Annotated in this window: 17 protein-coding genes; 5 read left to right on the forward strand and 12 right to left on the reverse strand. The window is 65.9% G+C overall.

The window, feature by feature from the left end; translation table 11 throughout:
• Positions 1–115: 115 nt before the first annotated feature.
• The 3 genes from treS (at position 116) to JO059_RS05155 (ending at position 4,037) form a co-directional block, all read left to right on the forward strand.
• The gene (gene treS, locus JO059_RS05145; protein WP_293315029.1) at positions 116–1,891 is read left to right on the forward strand and encodes a maltose alpha-D-glucosyltransferase; all 1,776 of its coding nucleotides are present in this window, start codon (positions 116–118) and stop codon (positions 1,889–1,891) included.
• Positions 1,888–3,246 carry a phosphotransferase gene (locus tag JO059_RS05150; RefSeq protein WP_293315030.1) on the forward strand — a complete coding sequence of 453 codons (1,359 nt, stop codon included), beginning with the start codon at positions 1,888–1,890 and terminating at the stop codon, positions 3,244–3,246. The genes treS and JO059_RS05150 overlap by 4 nt, the downstream gene beginning before the upstream one ends.
• 65 nt (positions 3,247–3,311) lie before the next feature.
• Positions 3,312–4,037, forward strand: coding sequence for a YoaK family protein (locus JO059_RS05155; protein ID WP_293315031.1), 726 nt, complete (start codon positions 3,312–3,314; stop codon positions 4,035–4,037).
• 43 nt (positions 4,038–4,080) lie between these two features.
• Here the strand turns inward: JO059_RS05155 and ag85C are convergent, their stop codons facing one another.
• From ag85C to JO059_RS05200, 9 genes are all read right to left on the reverse strand, one after another.
• Positions 4,081–5,082, reverse strand: a complete 1,002-nt coding sequence (gene ag85C, locus JO059_RS05160) for a diacylglycerol acyltransferase/mycolyltransferase Ag85C (protein ID WP_293315032.1) — start codon at positions 5,080–5,082, stop codon at positions 4,081–4,083.
• A gap of 180 nt (positions 5,083–5,262) precedes the next feature.
• Complete coding sequence (locus tag JO059_RS05165) at positions 5,263–6,573, reverse strand: PPE family protein (RefSeq protein ID WP_293315033.1); 1,311 nt, start codon at positions 6,571–6,573, stop codon at positions 5,263–5,265.
• An 11-nt stretch (positions 6,574–6,584) separates the two neighbouring features.
• Positions 6,585–6,884 carry a PE family protein gene (locus JO059_RS05170; RefSeq protein ID WP_293315034.1) on the reverse strand — a complete coding sequence of 100 codons (300 nt, stop codon included), beginning with the start codon at positions 6,882–6,884 and terminating at the stop codon, positions 6,585–6,587.
• A gap of 191 nt (positions 6,885–7,075) precedes the next feature.
• A complete protein-coding gene (locus JO059_RS05175; protein ID WP_293315035.1) occupies positions 7,076–8,350 on the reverse strand; it encodes a Dyp-type peroxidase in 1,275 nt (424 codons plus the stop codon).
• Entirely contained in the window at positions 8,340–10,385 is a 2,046-nt protein-coding gene (efeU, locus tag JO059_RS05180) for an iron uptake transporter permease EfeU (RefSeq protein ID WP_293315036.1), read from the reverse strand. The genes JO059_RS05175 and efeU overlap by 11 nt, the downstream gene beginning before the upstream one ends.
• A 95-nt stretch (positions 10,386–10,480) precedes the next feature.
• Positions 10,481–11,311: an ABC transporter permease gene (locus JO059_RS05185; protein WP_293315037.1), complete on the reverse strand. Its 831-nt coding sequence runs from the start codon at positions 11,309–11,311 to the stop codon at positions 10,481–10,483.
• Positions 11,301–12,119, reverse strand: coding sequence for an ATP-binding cassette domain-containing protein (locus tag JO059_RS05190; RefSeq protein ID WP_293315038.1), 819 nt, complete (start codon positions 12,117–12,119; stop codon positions 11,301–11,303). Before JO059_RS05190 ends, JO059_RS05185 begins: the two co-directional genes overlap by 11 nt.
• Positions 12,116–12,586 carry a MarR family transcriptional regulator gene (locus JO059_RS05195; RefSeq protein ID WP_293315039.1) on the reverse strand — a complete coding sequence of 157 codons (471 nt, stop codon included), beginning with the start codon at positions 12,584–12,586 and terminating at the stop codon, positions 12,116–12,118. Before JO059_RS05195 ends, JO059_RS05190 begins: the two co-directional genes overlap by 4 nt.
• 47 nt (positions 12,587–12,633) lie before the next feature.
• Positions 12,634–13,149, reverse strand: coding sequence for a metallophosphoesterase (locus tag JO059_RS05200; protein WP_293315040.1), 516 nt, complete (start codon positions 13,147–13,149; stop codon positions 12,634–12,636).
• 193 nt (positions 13,150–13,342) lie between these two features.
• Between JO059_RS05200 and JO059_RS05205 the strand changes: the two genes are divergently transcribed.
• Positions 13,343–13,798 (forward strand): MaoC family dehydratase, encoded by a 456-nt coding sequence (locus JO059_RS05205; RefSeq protein WP_293315041.1) that lies wholly within the window; start codon positions 13,343–13,345, stop codon positions 13,796–13,798.
• Between the two features lie 34 nt (positions 13,799–13,832).
• Here the strand turns inward: JO059_RS05205 and JO059_RS05210 are convergent, their stop codons facing one another.
• Positions 13,833–15,128, reverse strand: a complete 1,296-nt coding sequence (locus tag JO059_RS05210) for an acyl-CoA dehydrogenase family protein (protein WP_293315042.1) — start codon at positions 15,126–15,128, stop codon at positions 13,833–13,835.
• Positions 15,129–15,226: 98 nt separating this feature from the next.
• Positions 15,227–15,925: a GAF and ANTAR domain-containing protein gene (locus JO059_RS05215; RefSeq protein ID WP_293315043.1), complete on the reverse strand. Its 699-nt coding sequence runs from the start codon at positions 15,923–15,925 to the stop codon at positions 15,227–15,229.
• Between the two features lie 140 nt (positions 15,926–16,065).
• On the opposite strand from JO059_RS05215, the gene JO059_RS05220 reads away from it, so the two are divergent.
• Entirely contained in the window at positions 16,066–16,962 is an 897-nt protein-coding gene (locus tag JO059_RS05220; RefSeq protein WP_293315044.1) for a manganese catalase family protein, read from the forward strand.
• A 58-nt stretch (positions 16,963–17,020) separates the two neighbouring features.
• Here the strand turns inward: JO059_RS05220 and JO059_RS05225 are convergent, their stop codons facing one another.
• Positions 17,021–17,599: a hemerythrin domain-containing protein gene (locus JO059_RS05225; protein ID WP_293315046.1), complete on the reverse strand. Its 579-nt coding sequence runs from the start codon at positions 17,597–17,599 to the stop codon at positions 17,021–17,023.
• Positions 17,600–17,787: the final 188 nt, after the last annotated feature.

The raw sequence follows: 17,787 nt of genomic DNA on the forward strand, positions 1-17,787 counted from the left end.
CCCGGGTCATGCCCGTATCCCATCGAATTCGTTTGCGGCCCAGCGTGATTCGTCGCTTGACGGTAGGCGTGATTCCCGGCGACGCGCCTCGGGTACCCGTGGCAGCGTGGAATTGATGAACGACGCAAGAGACGCTGTCGAGCACGATCCTGCGGGGGGGAGTCACGTCGAGGGCGGCGTGGTGGAACACCCGAACGCCGAGGATTTCGGCAATGCCGCCGCGCTGCCGGCGGACCCGACGTGGTTCAAGCACGCCGTCTTCTACGAGGTGCTGGTCCGGGCGTTCTACGACGCGAGCGCCGACGGTGCCGGCGACCTTCGTGGGCTCCTCGAACGCCTGGACTACCTGCAGTGGCTCGGCATCGACTGCATCTGGCTGCCGCCCTTTTACGACTCGCCACTGCGGGACGGCGGCTACGACATTCGGGACTTCTACAAGGTGCTGCCCGAGTTCGGCACGGTCGACGATTTCGTCGCGCTGGTGGACGCCGCGCACCGGCGGGGCATCCGCGTCATCACGGACCTGGTGATGAATCACACGTCCGAGTCGCATCCCTGGTTCCAGGAGTCGCGCCGCGATCCCGATGGGCCATACGGGGATTACTACGTGTGGAGCGACACCAGCGAGAAATACGTCGACGCCCGCATCATCTTCGTCGACACCGAAGAGTCGAACTGGACGTTCGATCCGGTTCGTCGCCAGTTCTACTGGCACCGGTTCTTTTCCCATCAGCCGGACTTGAACTACGAAAACCCGGCCGTGCAGGAGGCGATGATCGACGTCATTCGCTTCTGGCTGGGACTCGGAATCGACGGGTTCCGCCTGGACGCGGTGCCCTACCTGTTCGAGCGGGAGGGCACCAATTGCGAGAACCTGCCCGAAACGCACGCATTTCTCAAGCGGGTGCGCAAGGTCGTCGACGACGAGTTCCCCGGCCGGGTGCTGCTTGCCGAGGCCAACCAGTGGCCCGGCGACGTGGTCGAGTACTTCGGTGACCCGAGCACCGGCGGCGACGAATGCCACATGGCATTTCACTTTCCCTTGATGCCGCGCATATTCATGGCCGTCCGCCGGGAGTCGCGGTTTCCGATCTCGGAGATCATGGCGCAGACGCCGCCGATTCCCGACATGGCGCAGTGGGGGATATTTCTGCGCAACCATGACGAGTTGACCCTCGAAATGGTCAGCGATGAAGAGCGTGACTACATGTACGCCGAGTACGCCAAGGACCCGCGGATGAAGGCGAACGTCGGCATTCGCCGCCGATTGGCGCCCCTGCTGGACAACGACCGCAACCAGATCGAACTGTTCACCGCGCTGCTGCTCTCGCTGCCCGGCTCGCCGGTCCTCTACTACGGCGACGAGATCGGGATGGGCGACGTGATCTGGTTGGGCGATCGCGACGGCGTCCGCACCCCGATGCAGTGGACACCCGACCGCAACGCCGGGTTCTCCACGGCCAACCCCGGCCGGCTGTACTTGCCCCCGAGCCAGGACCCCGTCTACGGCTATCAGGCCGTCAACGTCGAGGCCCAGCGGGATACGTCGACGTCGCTGCTGAACTTCACCAGAACGATGCTGTCGGTGCGGCGCCGGCACCACGCGTTCGCGATCGGCACCTTCGAAGAGCTCGGGGGGTCGAACCCGTCGGTGCTTGCGTTCATCCGCGAGGCGGGGGACGGTGCCGGCGACACCGTGCTGTGCGTCAACAACCTGTCCCGGTTCCCCCAGCCCATCGAACTGAACCTGCAGCACTGGAACGGCTGGACGCCGGTGGAGCTGACCGGACACGTGGAATTTCCCCGCATCGGTCACCTGCCCTACCTGCTGACGCTGCCGGGACACGGCTTCTATTGGTTCCAGTTGTCCGCATCGGAGGAGAACCTATGAGTCTTCCGGCCAAGCTGCCCTGGATTGATTGGCTTCCGCAGCAACGCTGGTACGCCGGACGCAACCGCCAGTTGTCCGCGGTCGAGGCCGCGGTGGTCATCCCGCTACGGGAGGACCTCGACCTGGTGTTGGTCGACGCCCACTACGACCGCGGTTCGTCGGAGCGCTACCAGGTGATCGTCGGGTGGGACTCCACGCCGCTTTCCGAGTACAGCACGATAGCCACGATCGGCGCCGCGGAGGACCGGACGGGCGTCGACGCCCTCTACGACGGCGACGCGCCGCGGTTCCTGCTGTCGCTGATCGAGTCGTCGGCCGTGCGTGGTTCGTCCGACGCTGAGGTGACATGTTTTAAGGAACCGGACGTGGAGCTGCCGCTGGAGGCGATGCCGCACGTCTCCGACGCGGAGCAGAGCAACACCAGCGTGATCTTCGATCGGCGCGCCATCTTCAAGGTGTTCCGCCGGATCAGCCGCGGCATCAACCCCGACATCGAGCTCAACCGCGTGCTGGGGCGCGCCGGGAACCCGCACGTGGCCCGGTTGCTCGGTAGTTACGAGCTGACGACCCCCGACGCCGATGACCCACGAGATGACGAGCCATGCCCGTTGGGCATGGTGACGGAGTTCGCCTCCAATGCCGCGGAGGGCTGGGCGATGGCCACCGCAAGCGTTCGGGACCTGTTCGCGGAGGGTGACCTATATGCGTACGAGGTGGGCGGCGACTTCGCCGGCGAGTCCCGCCGGCTCGGCGAGGCGGTGGCCTCGGTGCACGCCACCCTGGCCGAATGCCTCGGAACGGCGCAGGCAACGTTTCCGCTGGACACCGTGCTGGCGCGATTGTCGGCCACGGCTGCGGCAGTGCCCGAGTTGCAGGAATACGCGGCAACCATCGAAGAACGATTCCACAAACTCGGCAGCGAGCCGATCACCGTCCAGCGCGTGCACGGCGACCTGCACCTCGGACAAGTCCTGCGCACCCCGGAAAGCTGGCTGCTGATCGACTTCGAGGGCGAGCCGGGCCAGCCCCTCGACGAGCGCCGGGCGCCGGATTCACCGTTGCGCGACGTCGCCGGCGTCCTGCGCTCTTTCGAGTACGCCGCCTACGGGCCGCTCGTCGACCAGGCCGCCGACAAGCAGCTGGCCGCCCGCGCCCGCGAATGGGTCGAGCGCAACCGCACCGCGTTCTGCGACGGCTATGCGGCCGCGGCCGGGATCGACCCGCGGGATTCGGCACAACTGCTGGCCGCCTACGAACTCGACAAGGCCGTCTACGAGGCCGGCTACGAGGCCCGGCACCGGCCCGGATGGCTCCCAATCCCGTTGCGGTCCATCGCTCGGCTGACCGCCGCCTGATCCAGCGCAATCGGAGAAAGCCTTCCCGGCTGCACGGGCCCGTGTCGTCTGAAAGCATGTTCTTCATGGCGAGCGGGCCCACGAGCGGGGTGTTCAACAGCGAGGCGCGGTTGTCGTGGGTGCTGGCGGTGCTGGCCGGCGTGCTCGGGGCGATCTCTTTCACCCACTCCGCGGGGTACTTCGTGGTGTTCATGACCGGGAACGCCCAACGCGCTATGCTGTCGTATTTCACGCATCAACCGTGGCTTGCCGTGACCGCCGGCCTGCTCATGGTGGCGTTCGTCGCCGGCGTCGTGATTGCCTCCGTGTGCAGGCGGCATTTCTGGGTCAACCATCCGCACGGCCCGATCGTGCTGACGACGCTCACCCTTGTCGCAGCCACGCTGGTGGACCTCATCGATGAAGGCTGGGAAGAGAATTACCTCGACTTCGCCCCAATTGTGTTGCTGGCCTTCGCCAATGGAACCTTGAATACGTCATTCGTCAAGGATGGCGAGGTGTCGGTCCCGTTGAGCTACGTGACCGGCACGATGGTCAAGATGGGTCAGGGTATCGAACGCCACATTGCGGGTGGGCGAGCGTCCGACTGGCTCGGTTACTTTCTGCTGTTGGCCAGCTTCATGGTGGGTGCGGCGCTGGGGGGCGTGATCAGCGTCGTCGTCAACGGGACGTGGATGCTGGTGATCGCGACGGCAGTGTGCGCGCTGGCCACTGTCTACACGTACTTCCATCAGGACCGCCGGCTGCTGCTGGCCGCAGAGGCGAACAAGGAGGATCGGCAGCAGCGCTGACCGGTGCGCCGCTGCCGATCCGTCTCTCGCTCAGGCAAATCCGCTAGGCAGAGTTGTTGCCGCCGTTGAGCACCTGCTGGATGTCGGGTTTCATGGCCACCAGTTGCTGGTTCCAGTAGGGCCACGAATGTGTGCCGTTGGCCGGGAAGTTGAACACCCCGTTGCGTCCGCCCGCGGCGATGTAATTGTTCTGGAAGGTCTGGTTGGTGCGCAGCGTGAGGCCCTCGAGCAGCTTCGCCGGCATGTTGTCGCCGCCGAGGTCGCTGGGCGTGCCGTTACCGCAGTACACCCAGATCCGAGTGTTGTTGGCCACCAGCCGCGGAATCTGGATCATGGGGTCGTTGCGCTTCCAGGCGGGGTCGCTGGATGGGCCCCACATGCTGTTGGCGTTGTAACCGCCCGAATCGTTCATCGCCAGACCGATCAGCGTCGGCCACCAGCCTTCGGACGGGTTGAGGAAGCCCGACAGCGAAGCGGCGTAAGGGAATTGCTGCGGGTAGTACGCGGCCAGGATCAAGGACGAACCGCCCGACATCGACAAGCCCACCGCGGCGTTGCCGAACGGTGAAACTTGCTTGTTGGCCTGCATCCAAGTGGGCATCTCTTGGGTCAGGAACGTCTCCCACTTGTAGGTGTAGTTCTGTCCGTTGCCTGATGACGGCTGGTACCAGTTGCTGTAGAAACTGGACTGGCCACCGACGGGCATGATCACCGAAAGGCCCGACTGGTAGTACTCCTCGAAGGCCGGCGTGTTGATGTCCCAGCCGTTGTAGTCGTCCTGTGCGCGCAGCCCGTCGAGCAGGTAGACCGCGTGCGGTCCGCCCCCTTGGAACTGGACCTTGATGTTGCGGCCCATCGACGGCGACGGAACATCCAGGTATTCGACCGGAAGACCCGGCTTGGAAAACGCCGCCGCGGTGGGGGAGCCGCCGGCCGCGGCGGCGAGACCCGACAGCAGGGCAGCCCCCATAGCCGCGACCGCAAGCCGCCGCGGCATGGTTGCCGCCAAACCACGCAACTTTCGCACGTCTTCGACGAACGTCATAGCTCCCACCCATCTCAACTTTCAACTGCCGCACGAAGCGGTTGATGTACTCGCCTTGGCAGTGAAACACAGAGGCGCGAGGTCGCCCGTCTGTCAGAGCCGAAGTGCCACATCGCGATTGGCTAACGGTTCGGAGTCGGCCGTGAGATGTTGTGATCCGGTCACATCCGGCGGGTAGGGTCAATCGGTGTAATCGGCCGCCGATTGCGGTGGTTTGACGATGACGATGGGCAGGGGCCGATGTCGGCCCTCGGTGACCCCCGCGGGGCGTGCGCTGCCACTTGCGGTCCCGACCGCCCTTCCCGCCAAGCTCGCCAAAGCCGCCTCACCGAAAAGGATTCCGTCGTCTCCCGCAGCCGCGGCGCCGGCGCCGAGTCCGTTACTGGTCAATGCCTCGGCGGCAAGCTTGATCTCCGGGGCGGCCGTCGTCCAGCCGTACGGAACCGACAGCGCGCCGACCGAGGACGCCTGCCCAAGGCCGCTCGACACGACACCACCGAGGCCCGTCGACCCAACCGGGCCGGCCGTCGACGCGACCTCGGCTTCAACCGGCACCGATCCCAGCGCCGTTCCTGCGGCCGCATCCGCGGGCGCGGCCGCGCCAGCAGCCCCGGCGGCGCCGGCGTTCCCCATGCCGGCGAAATCGGTCATGGTGCCCAGGTAGTTGCCCGGCATGTAGAAGCCGGACGAGAACATGGTGTTCAACAGATTGTTGTTCAGGAAGGCACCCATCGGCGACCCATCTGCGCCGGCCAGAAAGCTCAAAATGCCTGCCGGGCTTGTGAAGTCGGCGCCGTTCAGCCCCATCCACGCCGCCATTGCCGGCGCGGACGACACGGGTGAGGTGAGGCCATGCAGCGCGGCCGGCACGGCGGACAGCAGCTGGGCTAACGCTGCCGACGTGTTGGCCGCCCGTGACGTGGCAGCGGCGTTGGTGGTTGCGGCGGCCTGCATCACCTGTCCTGCCGGGTTGGCGGTCTGCGGCGGTGGGGTAAACGGGGTCACCGCCGACGCGGTGGCCGAATCCGCGGCGTAGGAGTACATCGCGACGGCGTCTTGGGCCCACATTTCGCCGTACTGCGCCTCGGTGGCCGCAATGGCAGGCGTGTTCTGCCCCAATACGTTTGTGGCCACCAGCGACAGCAACAGGCTGCGGTTGGCCGCGACCGCCGCCGGCGGCACCGTCATCGCGAACGCGGCCTCAAATGCGCTCGCGGCGGCCCTGGCCTGGGTGGCGGCCCGCTCCGCCTGAACGGCGGTGCTTCCCATCCACGCTGTATAGGGCGCGGCAGCGTGCGCCATGGAATCCGACGCCGGACCCCGCCAGTCACCGGCCAGCTCCGCGATCACCGAGCAACACGTCGAGGTCGCGGCACTGAGCCGCGAGGCCAATCCGTCCCAGGCGATCGCGGCGCTCAGCATCGGCGTCGCCCCGGGACCGGCATACATCAAGCCGGAGTTGATCTCCGGCGGTAACAAGGCGAAATCCATTGTAGCCCAACCTATCTAGCGGCGAGCGAGTTGGCCGTTTCGGTGGCCGCATACGAACCGGCGTTGGTCCGAAGCATGGTCACCATCATTTCGTGAATGGCCGCCGCCTGGGCGCTGACGGCCTGGTACATCCGGGCGTGCGCGGCGAATTGCGCCGCCGTCAATGCCGACACCGCATCGGCGGCGGCGGGCAGCACTCCGGTTGTCGGAGCCGCCACGGCCGCATTTTCGGCGACCACTGCCGAGCCGGCCGCCTGCAAGGTGCTTGCCGCCGCGGCCAGCGTTTCCGGTTGAGTGATAACGAAAGGCATGGACATCTCCCCCTAGCAAGATGGCGAATGCGTACCGAGCTATATTAACTTAGGCTACCCTAAGTAGACTAGTCCGATCTTCCCCCGGATTTCCGAACGCATCACAATGCAAGCCGGAGCCGGTGATCCACAGGGGATTCCGTGGTCTCAGACGAAGAGACCGGACCCGGATGCGCCTAACCGCTGGCGGCTCATCGGAACATGCCGCTACCGAGCCAGTCGGTTGCGTCGCGGACGCCGGGCGGCAGGAAGAAGTAGCCGCCGCCGAACGGCGTCACATAGTCGACGAGGGGCTCGTCGATCAGGCGCGTTTGCACGGATTCGAATTGGCGCTCCACGTCCTGCTGGAAGCAGATGAACACGTGACCGCAGGACATGTTCCCGTTGGGATCGAGGCCCAAATCGTAATTGTAGGAACGACGTAGCAAGCGTTCGCGGTCCGTCTTTGCGATACGGGGATTCGCAAGGCGCATATGCGAATCCAACGGGATCACCGCCCCGTGCGGATCTGCGGCGTAATCAGGAACATCGAACTCGGCGGACCCGTCCAGCGGCGCACCCGAGTCGCGGCGCCTGCCGAACATGTTTTCCTGCTCGGAGATTGAAATGCGATCCCAAAATTCGACGAGCATGCGGATCAAGCGCACCACCTGGTAGGTGCCGCCGCGTGTCCACGCGGGCTCCGGGCCGCCCTCCACCCATACCAGCGACTCGGCGTCCGAACCGGTGGGGTTGGCCGTTCCGTCCTTGAACCCGAGCAGATTTCGTCCGGTCCCCGAGGGTCGCGGCGGTGCGTTGTAACCCTGTATCTTCCACCGCGGCTGCATCCCGGCCCGGGTGTGCTTGGCGATGTCGCGGAGCGCGTGGTGCAAGGTGTCCGGGTGGTTGGCGCACAACTGAAGGATCAGGTCACCGTGCATCTGTGCCGGGTCGGGCTGATCGTTGGGGAACACCCGCATCGGTTTCAGCTTCGCGGGCTTCACCGCGGCCAGCCCGAACCGCTGGTCGAACAGGCTGGCTCCCACGCCGAGCGTGATCGTCAGACCGTCGGCGGGCACCACCGGGCCGAGCACCGCGTTGTCGGACGGCGGGGCTCCCACACCGAGATCCGCCGGAGCGCCGCCGCAGCACAAGAAGCGGGCCCGCTCGGTCACTGTCTTGAGCAACGACATCAGCTCGGTGCGTGCCGGGGCTATCACGTCGAACGACGCCATCATGAGATACGGCTGCTTAGCGGCCGGGCCTGGGGTCAGAACCCCGGATTGGTGTTCTCCGTGGAACGGGTAACTCGGCTGGTCGGGGGCGACCATGGCGGCGCGGGCGTCCGCACGCGCGCCGCCCGCGACAAGAGCCCCGCTTGCCGCGGCGCCCACCGCCCCGGCGGCGGCACCCTGAAGGAACCGGCGCCGGCCGAGCCGGGCGGTGCCGCCGTCGTCGCCGGGTGCGTTGGCCGGGTCAGTTGGCATGTTTGGGCACCTCCAGCAGGGTCGGCACGAGGGACAGCGTTTCCAGGGCGGCGCCGACGACGCCGTTGACTCGCTCGCGGGCCGCCGGTGGGGTCTGGTCGAGCGGGCGCCAGGCGCCGTCGGGTCCCTTCGCCTCGTTGAGCGCCTGGGTCACCGCGCTCAGTTGTGCTCGAGACGTCCGCAGCAAGTCGGCGTCGCGGGCGGCGATCAACGGCTCGAACTGAGTGAGGACAACCTGGGTCACATCGACGTCGGCGGCGGTCGCAGCCAGCGCCGCGCCACCGCCCTGGTCGTCGGCGCCGCTGAGGTGATCGCGCAACGCGTCTTCGAGAATCTCCTGTGGCCGCTTGGTGAGTTTGACGGGATCACCGGCGATGTCGTCGGTGCCAAGCGCGCCGGCAATATCGTCGACTCCGCGCGCGGTGGTGTCGACCACCGGTAGCAGCTCCGAAGCGGCCTGTCCGTGATAAAGCCCGTACTCCAGCCGGCGCAGGCCCGTGAAGTCGGGATCGTTCACGCCGGCGGGGAGCCCGTCCGGTGAGCCAGCAACCGCGGTACCGGCCTTGCCGAAGCTGTTGTACGAGGCGCCCACGCGCTCCCAGTCGAGGAGGGCCGCCAGCCAGGCCCGTTTGGCCGCCGAGTAGTCGCCCCCGGCCAGTGCGGTCCGCACCAGGCCGAGGTCGGCTTTGAGTGCGGGCAGCACGGTCAGTACGTAGTTCTGGTACGCGCCGTTCGAGCCGGCGAGATCGGCGGTAGTGACGGGCGAGACGGCCCTCGGGGCATTGACCGCCGCGCCGCTGACGGTGAACAACGGCGACCGGCGCTCCGGTTGGCCGGCCAGATAGCAGACGAACTGGTAGCTGCCGGCGCCGAGGGTCGCCATGAGCTGGGCCGTGGTGGCCGGTCCCATGGTTTCGATCTCACCGACCACGGCGCCGGCGCCGTTGACCAGGTTCACCTCTCCCGATTTGCCGGACCTGTTCGTCACCGAAATCCGTTGGGTCCCCGCGCTGAGCCCCGGGGCATCTCGCCCACACCCATCCGCGGTGACGGTGATAGCCGTGGCGGACTCGGTCCGCCGCGGCAGGGCCGCTATCACCGCCACCGCGACCACCACCGGCACGACGGCGATGACGGCCGCAGTCAGGATCAACCTGTTGGCGGCGAGGTGTTGGGCCGACCGTTCAAACCAGCCGTGCTCGCGCGCCGGTGTCTCGGAAGTCGCCGGTTGGCGCCCGGACGCCAGGAAGGCGGTTGATACCACGGCGAGGTAAACGCACCAGGCGAACACCTGCAGGACCGTCATGCGGGGCGTCAAGTTCGTGACGCCTGTGATCAGCGTGGCCCACCACGAATCGGGATTGACCGAGTGACGCAGGTCGAATGCTGTCCAGCTGCGACCCGGGAGCCAGCCGGCGTTCTGCAGGTCGCCGAGCCCGTAGGCCAGCACTCCGGCCGCCACCAGGATCAACAGCACACCGGTGCGGGAGAAGAAAACCCCGAGGTTCACGCGCAGGGCCTGCATGTAGAGCAGCACGCACAAGCCGATGGCCACCGTGAGGCCTACGGCGGCGCCCAGCGCGGGTGCGAGATTGTCTCGGGACGCCTTCGCGGCGGCCCACAGGAACAGGGTGGTTTCCAACCCCTCCCGAGCCACGGCGAAGAACGCCGTCATGACCAAAGCCCCGGTGCCCAGGTGCGCCGCGCGCTGCACCCCCGCCCGCAACTCGCCCGACAGCGACCTGGCAACCCGCCGCATCCAGAAGATCATCGCGGTGACCAGGCAAACCGCAGCCACGGTAAGCAAGCCGCCGGCGATGTCCTGGGCTTCTGACGACAACGCTGCCGTGCCGAAACCGAGGACCGCGGCAAAGCTCGCCGACACCGAGACCGCCCCCACGACGCCGAGCCAGACGGGCACGACGGAGCCACCGGCCCGGCGCACCGCCGCGAGCAAGATGCTCACGATCAGCCCGGCTTCCAGACCCTCGCGAAGGCTGATCAGGAAATTTGGAAGGGCATCACTCCACAGCACCCGTATAAGGTAAGGCATACCTCACTGCGGAGTCGAGCCGCCTCGGTTCGGCGATGCGTGGAGTGCGCAAAACGGCCCGCACGCACCTGTGGGCCCTAAGCAACCAGGCGCCGCAAAAGGGTTGATGCCGCGGCGATTCCGACGGCGGCCGCGATCAGCAGCACGAGGAAGTCGACGGGGTTGAGCGCGGTGCCCAGTAGCAGTCCGCGCAGGGCGTTCACCTCGTAACTCAGCGGGTTCACCTTGCTCAGGGCGTGCAGCCAGGACGGCATCACGTCGACCGGGTAAAGCGCGTTGGAGGCGAAGAACAAGGGCATCGTGATGGCCTGCCCGATGCCCATCATGCGGTCCCGGTTGCGCACCAACCCGGCCAACGTCATCGACAGGCACGAGAAGAACGCGGCACCCAGGATGACGATGGCCATGGCTGCCAGCACCCGCAATGGATTGACGGTTAGCCCGACGCCCATCAGATAGGCGAGCGCCATGACACCGATCACCTGGGCGACCGAACGCACCCCCGCCGCGAAGGCCTTGCCCGTGATGAGCGCCGACGCCGGCGCAGGCGTCACCATGAGTTTCGCGAGCACGCCCGCATCTCGATCCCAGATGATCTGGATGCCATAAAAGATCGAGATGAACAGCGCCGACTGGGCGATGATTCCCGGTGCCAGGAAGGCCAGGTAGGGCACCTTACCGGTGTTGATCACGTGCAGATGGGTGAACGTGGTACCGAAGATCAACAGCCATAGCGCAGGCTGCACCATGCGTGTCACCAGTTCGCTACGGTCATGCCGCAACTTCTGCATCTCGACGATGGCGAACGCTCCCACGCGGCCCAACGTGGCGCCGACCCGTTGCCATCCGCGCGGCGCCCGGACCAGGCTGACCGCCGGGGGCTTCGCGATGTCCTGGTTAACTGACACGGCGGGCAACCTTTCTGGCCGAACGGATTTCACGGAATGATCCTGCGGCCTGCTCGCCGTCCAGGCCCGAGGCCGCGTAGTGGCGGAACACGTCGTCGAGCGTGGCATGGGGCGACACGGTCAACTTCAGCTTGGCCGGCGTGCCCACGGCGCGTAACTGACCGCGATGCATCAGAGCGACTCGATCGCACAGCGCGTCGGCCTCTTCCATGTAGTGCGTGGTGAGCAGTACGGTCATGCCAAACTGCGCCTGCATTTTCTGTACCTGGGTCCAGACGCCGTCGCGCGCAATGGGATCCAGCCCGACGGTCGGCTCGTCCAGCACCAGCAAGGATGGGCGGTTGACAAGGGCCTGCGCAACTTCCAGCCGGCGGACCATCCCACCGGAGTACGTCGCCGCCAGTCGGTCGGCCACGTCGAGCAGCTCGAGGGCGCCAAGGGCCTCATCGACTCGTTCGGCCCGGTCGGCGCGGGCCACGCCGTACAGACGGGCGAACCATTCCACATTCTGCCGTCCCGTCAGCGCCGGCTCAATTGAAAGTTGCTGCGGCACATAGCCAATATTGCTGCGAATGTCCGTCGTCTCCCGGCGCGCGTCCATACCGAAAACACGCAGTTCGCCCTGCTGCACCGGTGTCAGCGTGGTGAGCATGCGGACCAGCGTCGTCTTGCCGGCGCCGTTGGGTCCGAGCAGACCCATGGTCTCGCCCGGACGAACCTGCAACGTCACGTGGTCGACCGCGGTGAACTGGCCGTAGCGATAAGTGACGTCGCAGCAGTCGATGGCCATGGGAAGTCGTGCGCTCATGATTGCCGCTCCTGCAATAGTCGGGTCAGGGTGTCGATGACCGCCAATCCCTTTGTGAGGTCCTCGATTTGGTCTTCATCGAGTTCGCCCAGCACACTGGACAGCACCGCGCGACGCGTGGCCCGCGACGCGTCGACGATTTGCTGGGTGGGCTCGGCAAGCCGTAGGCGGCCGACGCGGCGGTCGGTCTCCCCCACGGTCCGATTGAGCGAACCGTTGGCCACCAGCTTGGAGACCAGGGTGGAGGCGGTGTTGGGCACCAGGCCCAGCTCCGCAGCCGCGGCGCTGACCGAGATCCCGGGTCGCCGGCCGACGAGCCACAACAACTCCGACTGCGCCTCGCTGAGCCGCGCCGGATCGAGCCCGCGGCCGGTCGACCTGCGAAGTTGTCGACGGAATCGACCGACGACGCCGAAAACGTCGCCGACCAAGGCGACCACATCGGGACTCGTCTTCACCGCATCCATATATAGCTCTGTTTACGAGCTATTTATGGGCGCCAGCTGTGTAAGACCTAGATCTCAGCTACTTTTCGATTCGGTAGGTGATGCAGCACTACGTCCGTCAGTGCCCCCTGGTCCACGGTCGCCGTCATGTAGCTGCAGAACGGTTGCCGGCGGCGGTCCGTGGGCGAACCTGGGTTGAGCAGCCGCAAGCCCGTATCAGTCGTGGTATCCCACGGGATGTGGCTGTGGCCGAACACCAGGACGTCGGTGTCCGGGTAGAGCCGCGACATCCGCGCCTCCCGGCCGGCCGCGGCCCCGGTCTCGTGGACCACGGTCAAGTGCAGCCCGGCCACCATCGCGTCGGCGCGCTCCGGCAGTCGCGCGCGCAACTCCGGACCGTCATTATTTCCCCAGCACGCCACCAGCCGAGCGGCCCTGGACTGCAGCTGGTCGAACAATTCGGGCGCCACCCAGTCGCCCGCGTGGACGACGACGCCCGCTTCGGCGACCTCGTCCCATACCCGCTTGGGCAGGTCGCGTGCGCGTCGGGGAACGTGGGTGTCGGCCAGCAGCAGCAGTCTCACACTGTCATCTTGCGGTCATCGCCCGCATCAGCGCGCCGATGCTAGCCCTGGCGGCTGCGCGCCTCGGCGCCCGTTTCGCCGGCATCGGTCTTGTGACGGTTCGATTCAGGCATGCGGACAGGGGTTCCCGTAAGGGTCGAAGCGACACGGGTGGCACGATGTTGATCATTGCCGAGCCACAGGAGGACACCGAATGCGTACCTTCGAATCAGTAGCCGAACTTGCCACCGCGGCGGGTGAGACCATCGGGCAGAGCGACTGGGTGATTATCACCCAGGAGGACGTCAACCTGTTCGCCGACGCCACCGGTGATCACCAATGGATTCACGTCGACCCGGAGCGCGCGGCGGCCGGTCCGTTCGGCAAGACGATCGCCCATGGTTTCATGACCCTTGCCCTGCTGCCGCGGCTGCAGCACGAAATGTACACAGTCAAGGGCGTCAAACTGGCAATTAACTACGGGCTCAACAAGGTTCGCTTCCCCGCCCCGGTGCCCGTCGGGTCCCGCGTGCGCGCGCGGAGCTCGTTGGTCAGCGTCGACGACCTTGGCAATGGCGCCGTGCAGGCGACCGTGTCGACCACAGTTGAGGTCGAGGGGTCACCCAAGCCGGCATGCGTGGCTGAAAGCCTGGTTCGCTACATCTCCTGAGTAGCGCGCCGATACAGAACTCGGCGTTGGGCCGCTAGAACTCGGCGATCGAGTGCTCTAGGCGCTCGGCCAGTCGGGCCTGTGCCTCGGCCCGCCGGGTCGGTATGTGCGCAGACGGGAAAGGCGTTGTCACGGGCTGGTATTCGCGCAGCGTGCGACGGGCGACCGTCATCTTGTGCAATTCGGTGGCACCGTCGGCGATGCCGAGTGACTCGGCGGCCACCATCATCTTGACGAACGGCATCTCGTCGGACACGCCCAACGCACCGTGGAGGTGCAGGGCGCGCTGCGCGACGTCATGCAGCACCTGCGGCATGGCGACCTTCACCGCGGCGATGTCGCGGCGGACCTTTTGGTAATCGTGGTGCTTGTCGATCAACCACGCCGTGCGCAGCACCAGCAGGCGGAACTGCTCGATCTGAATCCAGCTGTCGGCGATCTTCTCCTGCGTCATCTGGAAGTCGGACAGCCGCCCGTGTCTGGTCTTGCGCGACACCGCGCGCTCACACATCATTTCGAATGCGCTGCGCGCCAACGCGATCGTGCGCATCGCGTGGTGAATGCGGCCGCCGCCCAGCCGGGTCTGGGCGATCATGAACGCCTGACCCTCGCCGCCCAGCAGGTGATCGGCCGGCACCCGCACATCGTTATAGCGGACATAACCGTGGCTGGCGCGATTGCTGGATTCGGCACCCACCCCAACGTTGCGCACGATCTCGATCCCCGGTGTCTCGGCGGGAACGATGAACAGTGACATCTTGTCGTAGGTCCGGGACTCGGGGTTGGTGACGGCCATGACGATGAAAAACGAAGCATGCTTGGCATTTGTGGAGAACCACTTCTCCCCGTTGATCACCCAGTAGTCACCGTCACGGGTCGCCGCGGTGACGAACTGGCCGGGATCGGAACCGCCTTGCGGCTCGGTCATCGAATAGCACGACGTGATCTCGCCGTCGAGCAGTGGCCGCAGGTAGCGGGCCTTCTGCTCGTCGGTGCCGAACAGCGCGAGGATCTCGGCATTGCCCGAATCCGGCGCCTGGCAGCCGAACACCGACGGCGCCCATCGGGAGCGTCCGAGGATCTCGTTGAGCAGCGCGAGCTTGACCTGGCCGAAGCCCTGGCCGCCAAGCTCAGGACGCAGATGCGCGGCCCACAATCCCTGGTCTTTGACCTGCTGCTGCAACGGCCGCAGGATGGCCATCACCTCGGTGTTCTTCTTGTCGTAGGGGTCGAGAGCGACCAGATCGAGCGGTTCGAGTTCGTCGACCATGAACTTTTCGACCCAATCCAGTTTCGCCTGGTATTCCGGGTCCGTTTCGAAGTCCCACACCGTTGACAACCGTTCCCCGGCGCATCGTCGCAGCCGGACTCGTTGATGGAGTCACACCATCCTAGATGGACCCGATTGCCGTGATGGCGTGCCGGGGATCAGCCGGCGCCGCGGGTCTCGATGACGCGCTCGGCGACGTCGACCAGCTTTGTTTGGCGCTCCTGGGACAGCCGCCGCAGCAGCTCGAACGCGCGCATCTCGTCCACGCCGTGGCGCTCCATGATGATGCCTTTGGCCTGGCCGATGCGGTCTCTGGTCGATAGCGCCGATTGCAACTGTTCCCCGTGGCGCCCGGCCATAATGGCTGCCGCGGCATGAGCGGCGAACACCGAGCCGATGGTCTCGGCCTCGGTATCCCACACGCCCGCCGCGAAACTGAACAAGTTCAGCGCGCCCGCCGTGCGCTCCGCGGTGTACAGCTTGAACGACAGGCTGCTGAGCACACCGAGCCCCACGGCCGCCGGCGCGTACTTGGGCCAGCGCGGTTCCTTGCGCAGATCATCGGACCGCACGATGGTTTGCTTCAGAGCAGCGTCCGAACAGGGACCCTCGCCGAAGTCGTTTTGCAGCTTGTCCAGCTTTGCGACCAGTTCTTGGGTGTCCGCCAGAGATCTGAAGTCCCCGCCTTTCTTGACCAGCAGGACTCCCGCGACGTCAGCGCCTGGTATCACCTCCACGGCGGTGGCCGTGACGTCGGCGAGGACTCGTTCCAGCTCCCGGGGCGGGGCCATCTCCCGTACGAGCTCCGCCATCCGAAGGGCCAGCTGGTGTCTGGAAGTCGTGTCTGAAAGGTCCATTCAGTGAAATTCCCGCTTTGCGTTTTGCAGATCGAAGAGCTGCCTTGAGTTGCCCTTGAGTTGCCCTTGTCAACGTTTGGGTACTTATTGCCGGGGTACCCGCGTCGACCGGCATTATATCGAGCCATGAGAGGGAACCAATGTTCGTTCACAACAAGGATCTTCAATTCGAGGTCCGGATCGACCGACCCGATCCCCGCTTTGCGTCGCTGCTCATGGAGCAGTTCGGCGGCGCCAACGGGGAACTCACCGCGGCGCTGCAGTACTTCACCCAGGCGTTCGTGCTGCGGCAGAAGAACCCGAAAATGTATGACCTCTTCATGGATATCGCCACCGAGGAGCTCAGCCACCTGGAAATGGTCGGCTCGATGATCACGATGTTGCTCGACGGGCTCAACGACGACCTGAAAATGGCCAATCAGCGCTGTAATTGGATGCCGGCGGTCGCCAGCACCGACGGCCGCGACGGCATCATCCACTCGGTGGCCGTCAACCCGATGTTCCTCGTGCTCAGCGGCGGCGGCCCGGACGTCAAGGACTCCGCCGGCAACAACTGGACAGGCGCGTTCATCGACGCCAACGGCGACCCGACGGTGGACCTGCGCAACAATGTCGCCGCCGAGTCCCGCGCCAAGGTCGTCTACGAGTACCTCAAACAGTTCACCGACGATCCCGGCGCGCAGGACACCCTGAGTTTCTTGATGACGCGGGAGGTGGCGCACTATCAGCAGTTCACGGCGGCGCTCAACGAGCTCCCGGTGAACTTCCCGCCCGGGCAACTGCCGGGAGACCCGCGGTTCCAAAACGTGGCGTTCAACATGTCGAACGGCGGTGGGGAGTCGATCCGCGGCCCCTGGAACCAGGGCCAGGGCCCGTGGCCCGAGGGCATGGAATGGGAGTACGTGGAGAAGCCCGAACAGCAGTGGCTGGGCGGCACCACGCGGCAGAACAAAGGGGCCGAGCAGAATCCCCAGGGCTCGCCGGCCGTCGAGGCGGAAAAGCCGTTCACGCACGAACAGCACACGCCGACAAGCTAATTGGTAACAGCAGAAGGCCGGGCGTCGGGCTGTTGGACGCCCGGCGTTCTGCTGTAGTTCAGTGAACCTGCGGATCGGGCGGGTTGTCCTCCCCCCGGCCGGTGACCGCATCGCGCACGTGATCCATGACCGCCGCCCCCATGCCCATCGTCTTGAGCACCGCCGGGTTGGGCGGGGTGCCCGGATGCGGCCGGGTTGGCGCGATCTTCTTTGCCTGCTCCAGTTTTTCGCCGATCTTTTCCAGCTCCTCGCGGCTGATCGTCGTCTCGACCTGCGGCCAAACGACGTCCTGCTCGTAGGCGATGTGCTCGCGGCCGGCCTTGACGAACTCCTGCAGCGCTTCGTGGTAGTCCGGCTCGCCGGGCTTGCCGTCCTCCAGGCGCTGCAGCAGCTTCTTGCCCTCCTGCTCTTGTGCGATGGCCTTGTCGACGACGCCGTCACCGATCGCCTTGCGCACGGCGGGCCAGAAGAACTGCTCTTCGATCGCCTCATGCTGCGACTCGGCGATGATGAGGTTGTTGACCACGGTTTCCAGGCCGCTGCTCTTTGCGCCCTCGCCCGACGGGGCGCCATCGAGCGTCTCCAATAGTCCGAGCACGCTCTTATGGTCTTGACGAAGAAAAGTGATTGCGTCCATGTGTTGCCTTCCAGTTGGGCGTCTCCTTAGAAGAGTTGCCAGCGGATACCCGCGGCCCCGGTGCCGAAACCGGCCCTGAAACCGGCGCTGAAACGGCTGCGCGGTGGGCCAATTCGCCCTATCGCAGCTTGGGCAGGACGTTGGCACGATAGAAATCGATTGCGGCGACGGGGTCTCGCTGAGGGAAA

The organism is Mycobacterium sp., assembly GCF_019247615.1.
Classification (GTDB): domain Bacteria; phylum Actinomycetota; class Actinomycetes; order Mycobacteriales; family Mycobacteriaceae; genus Mycobacterium.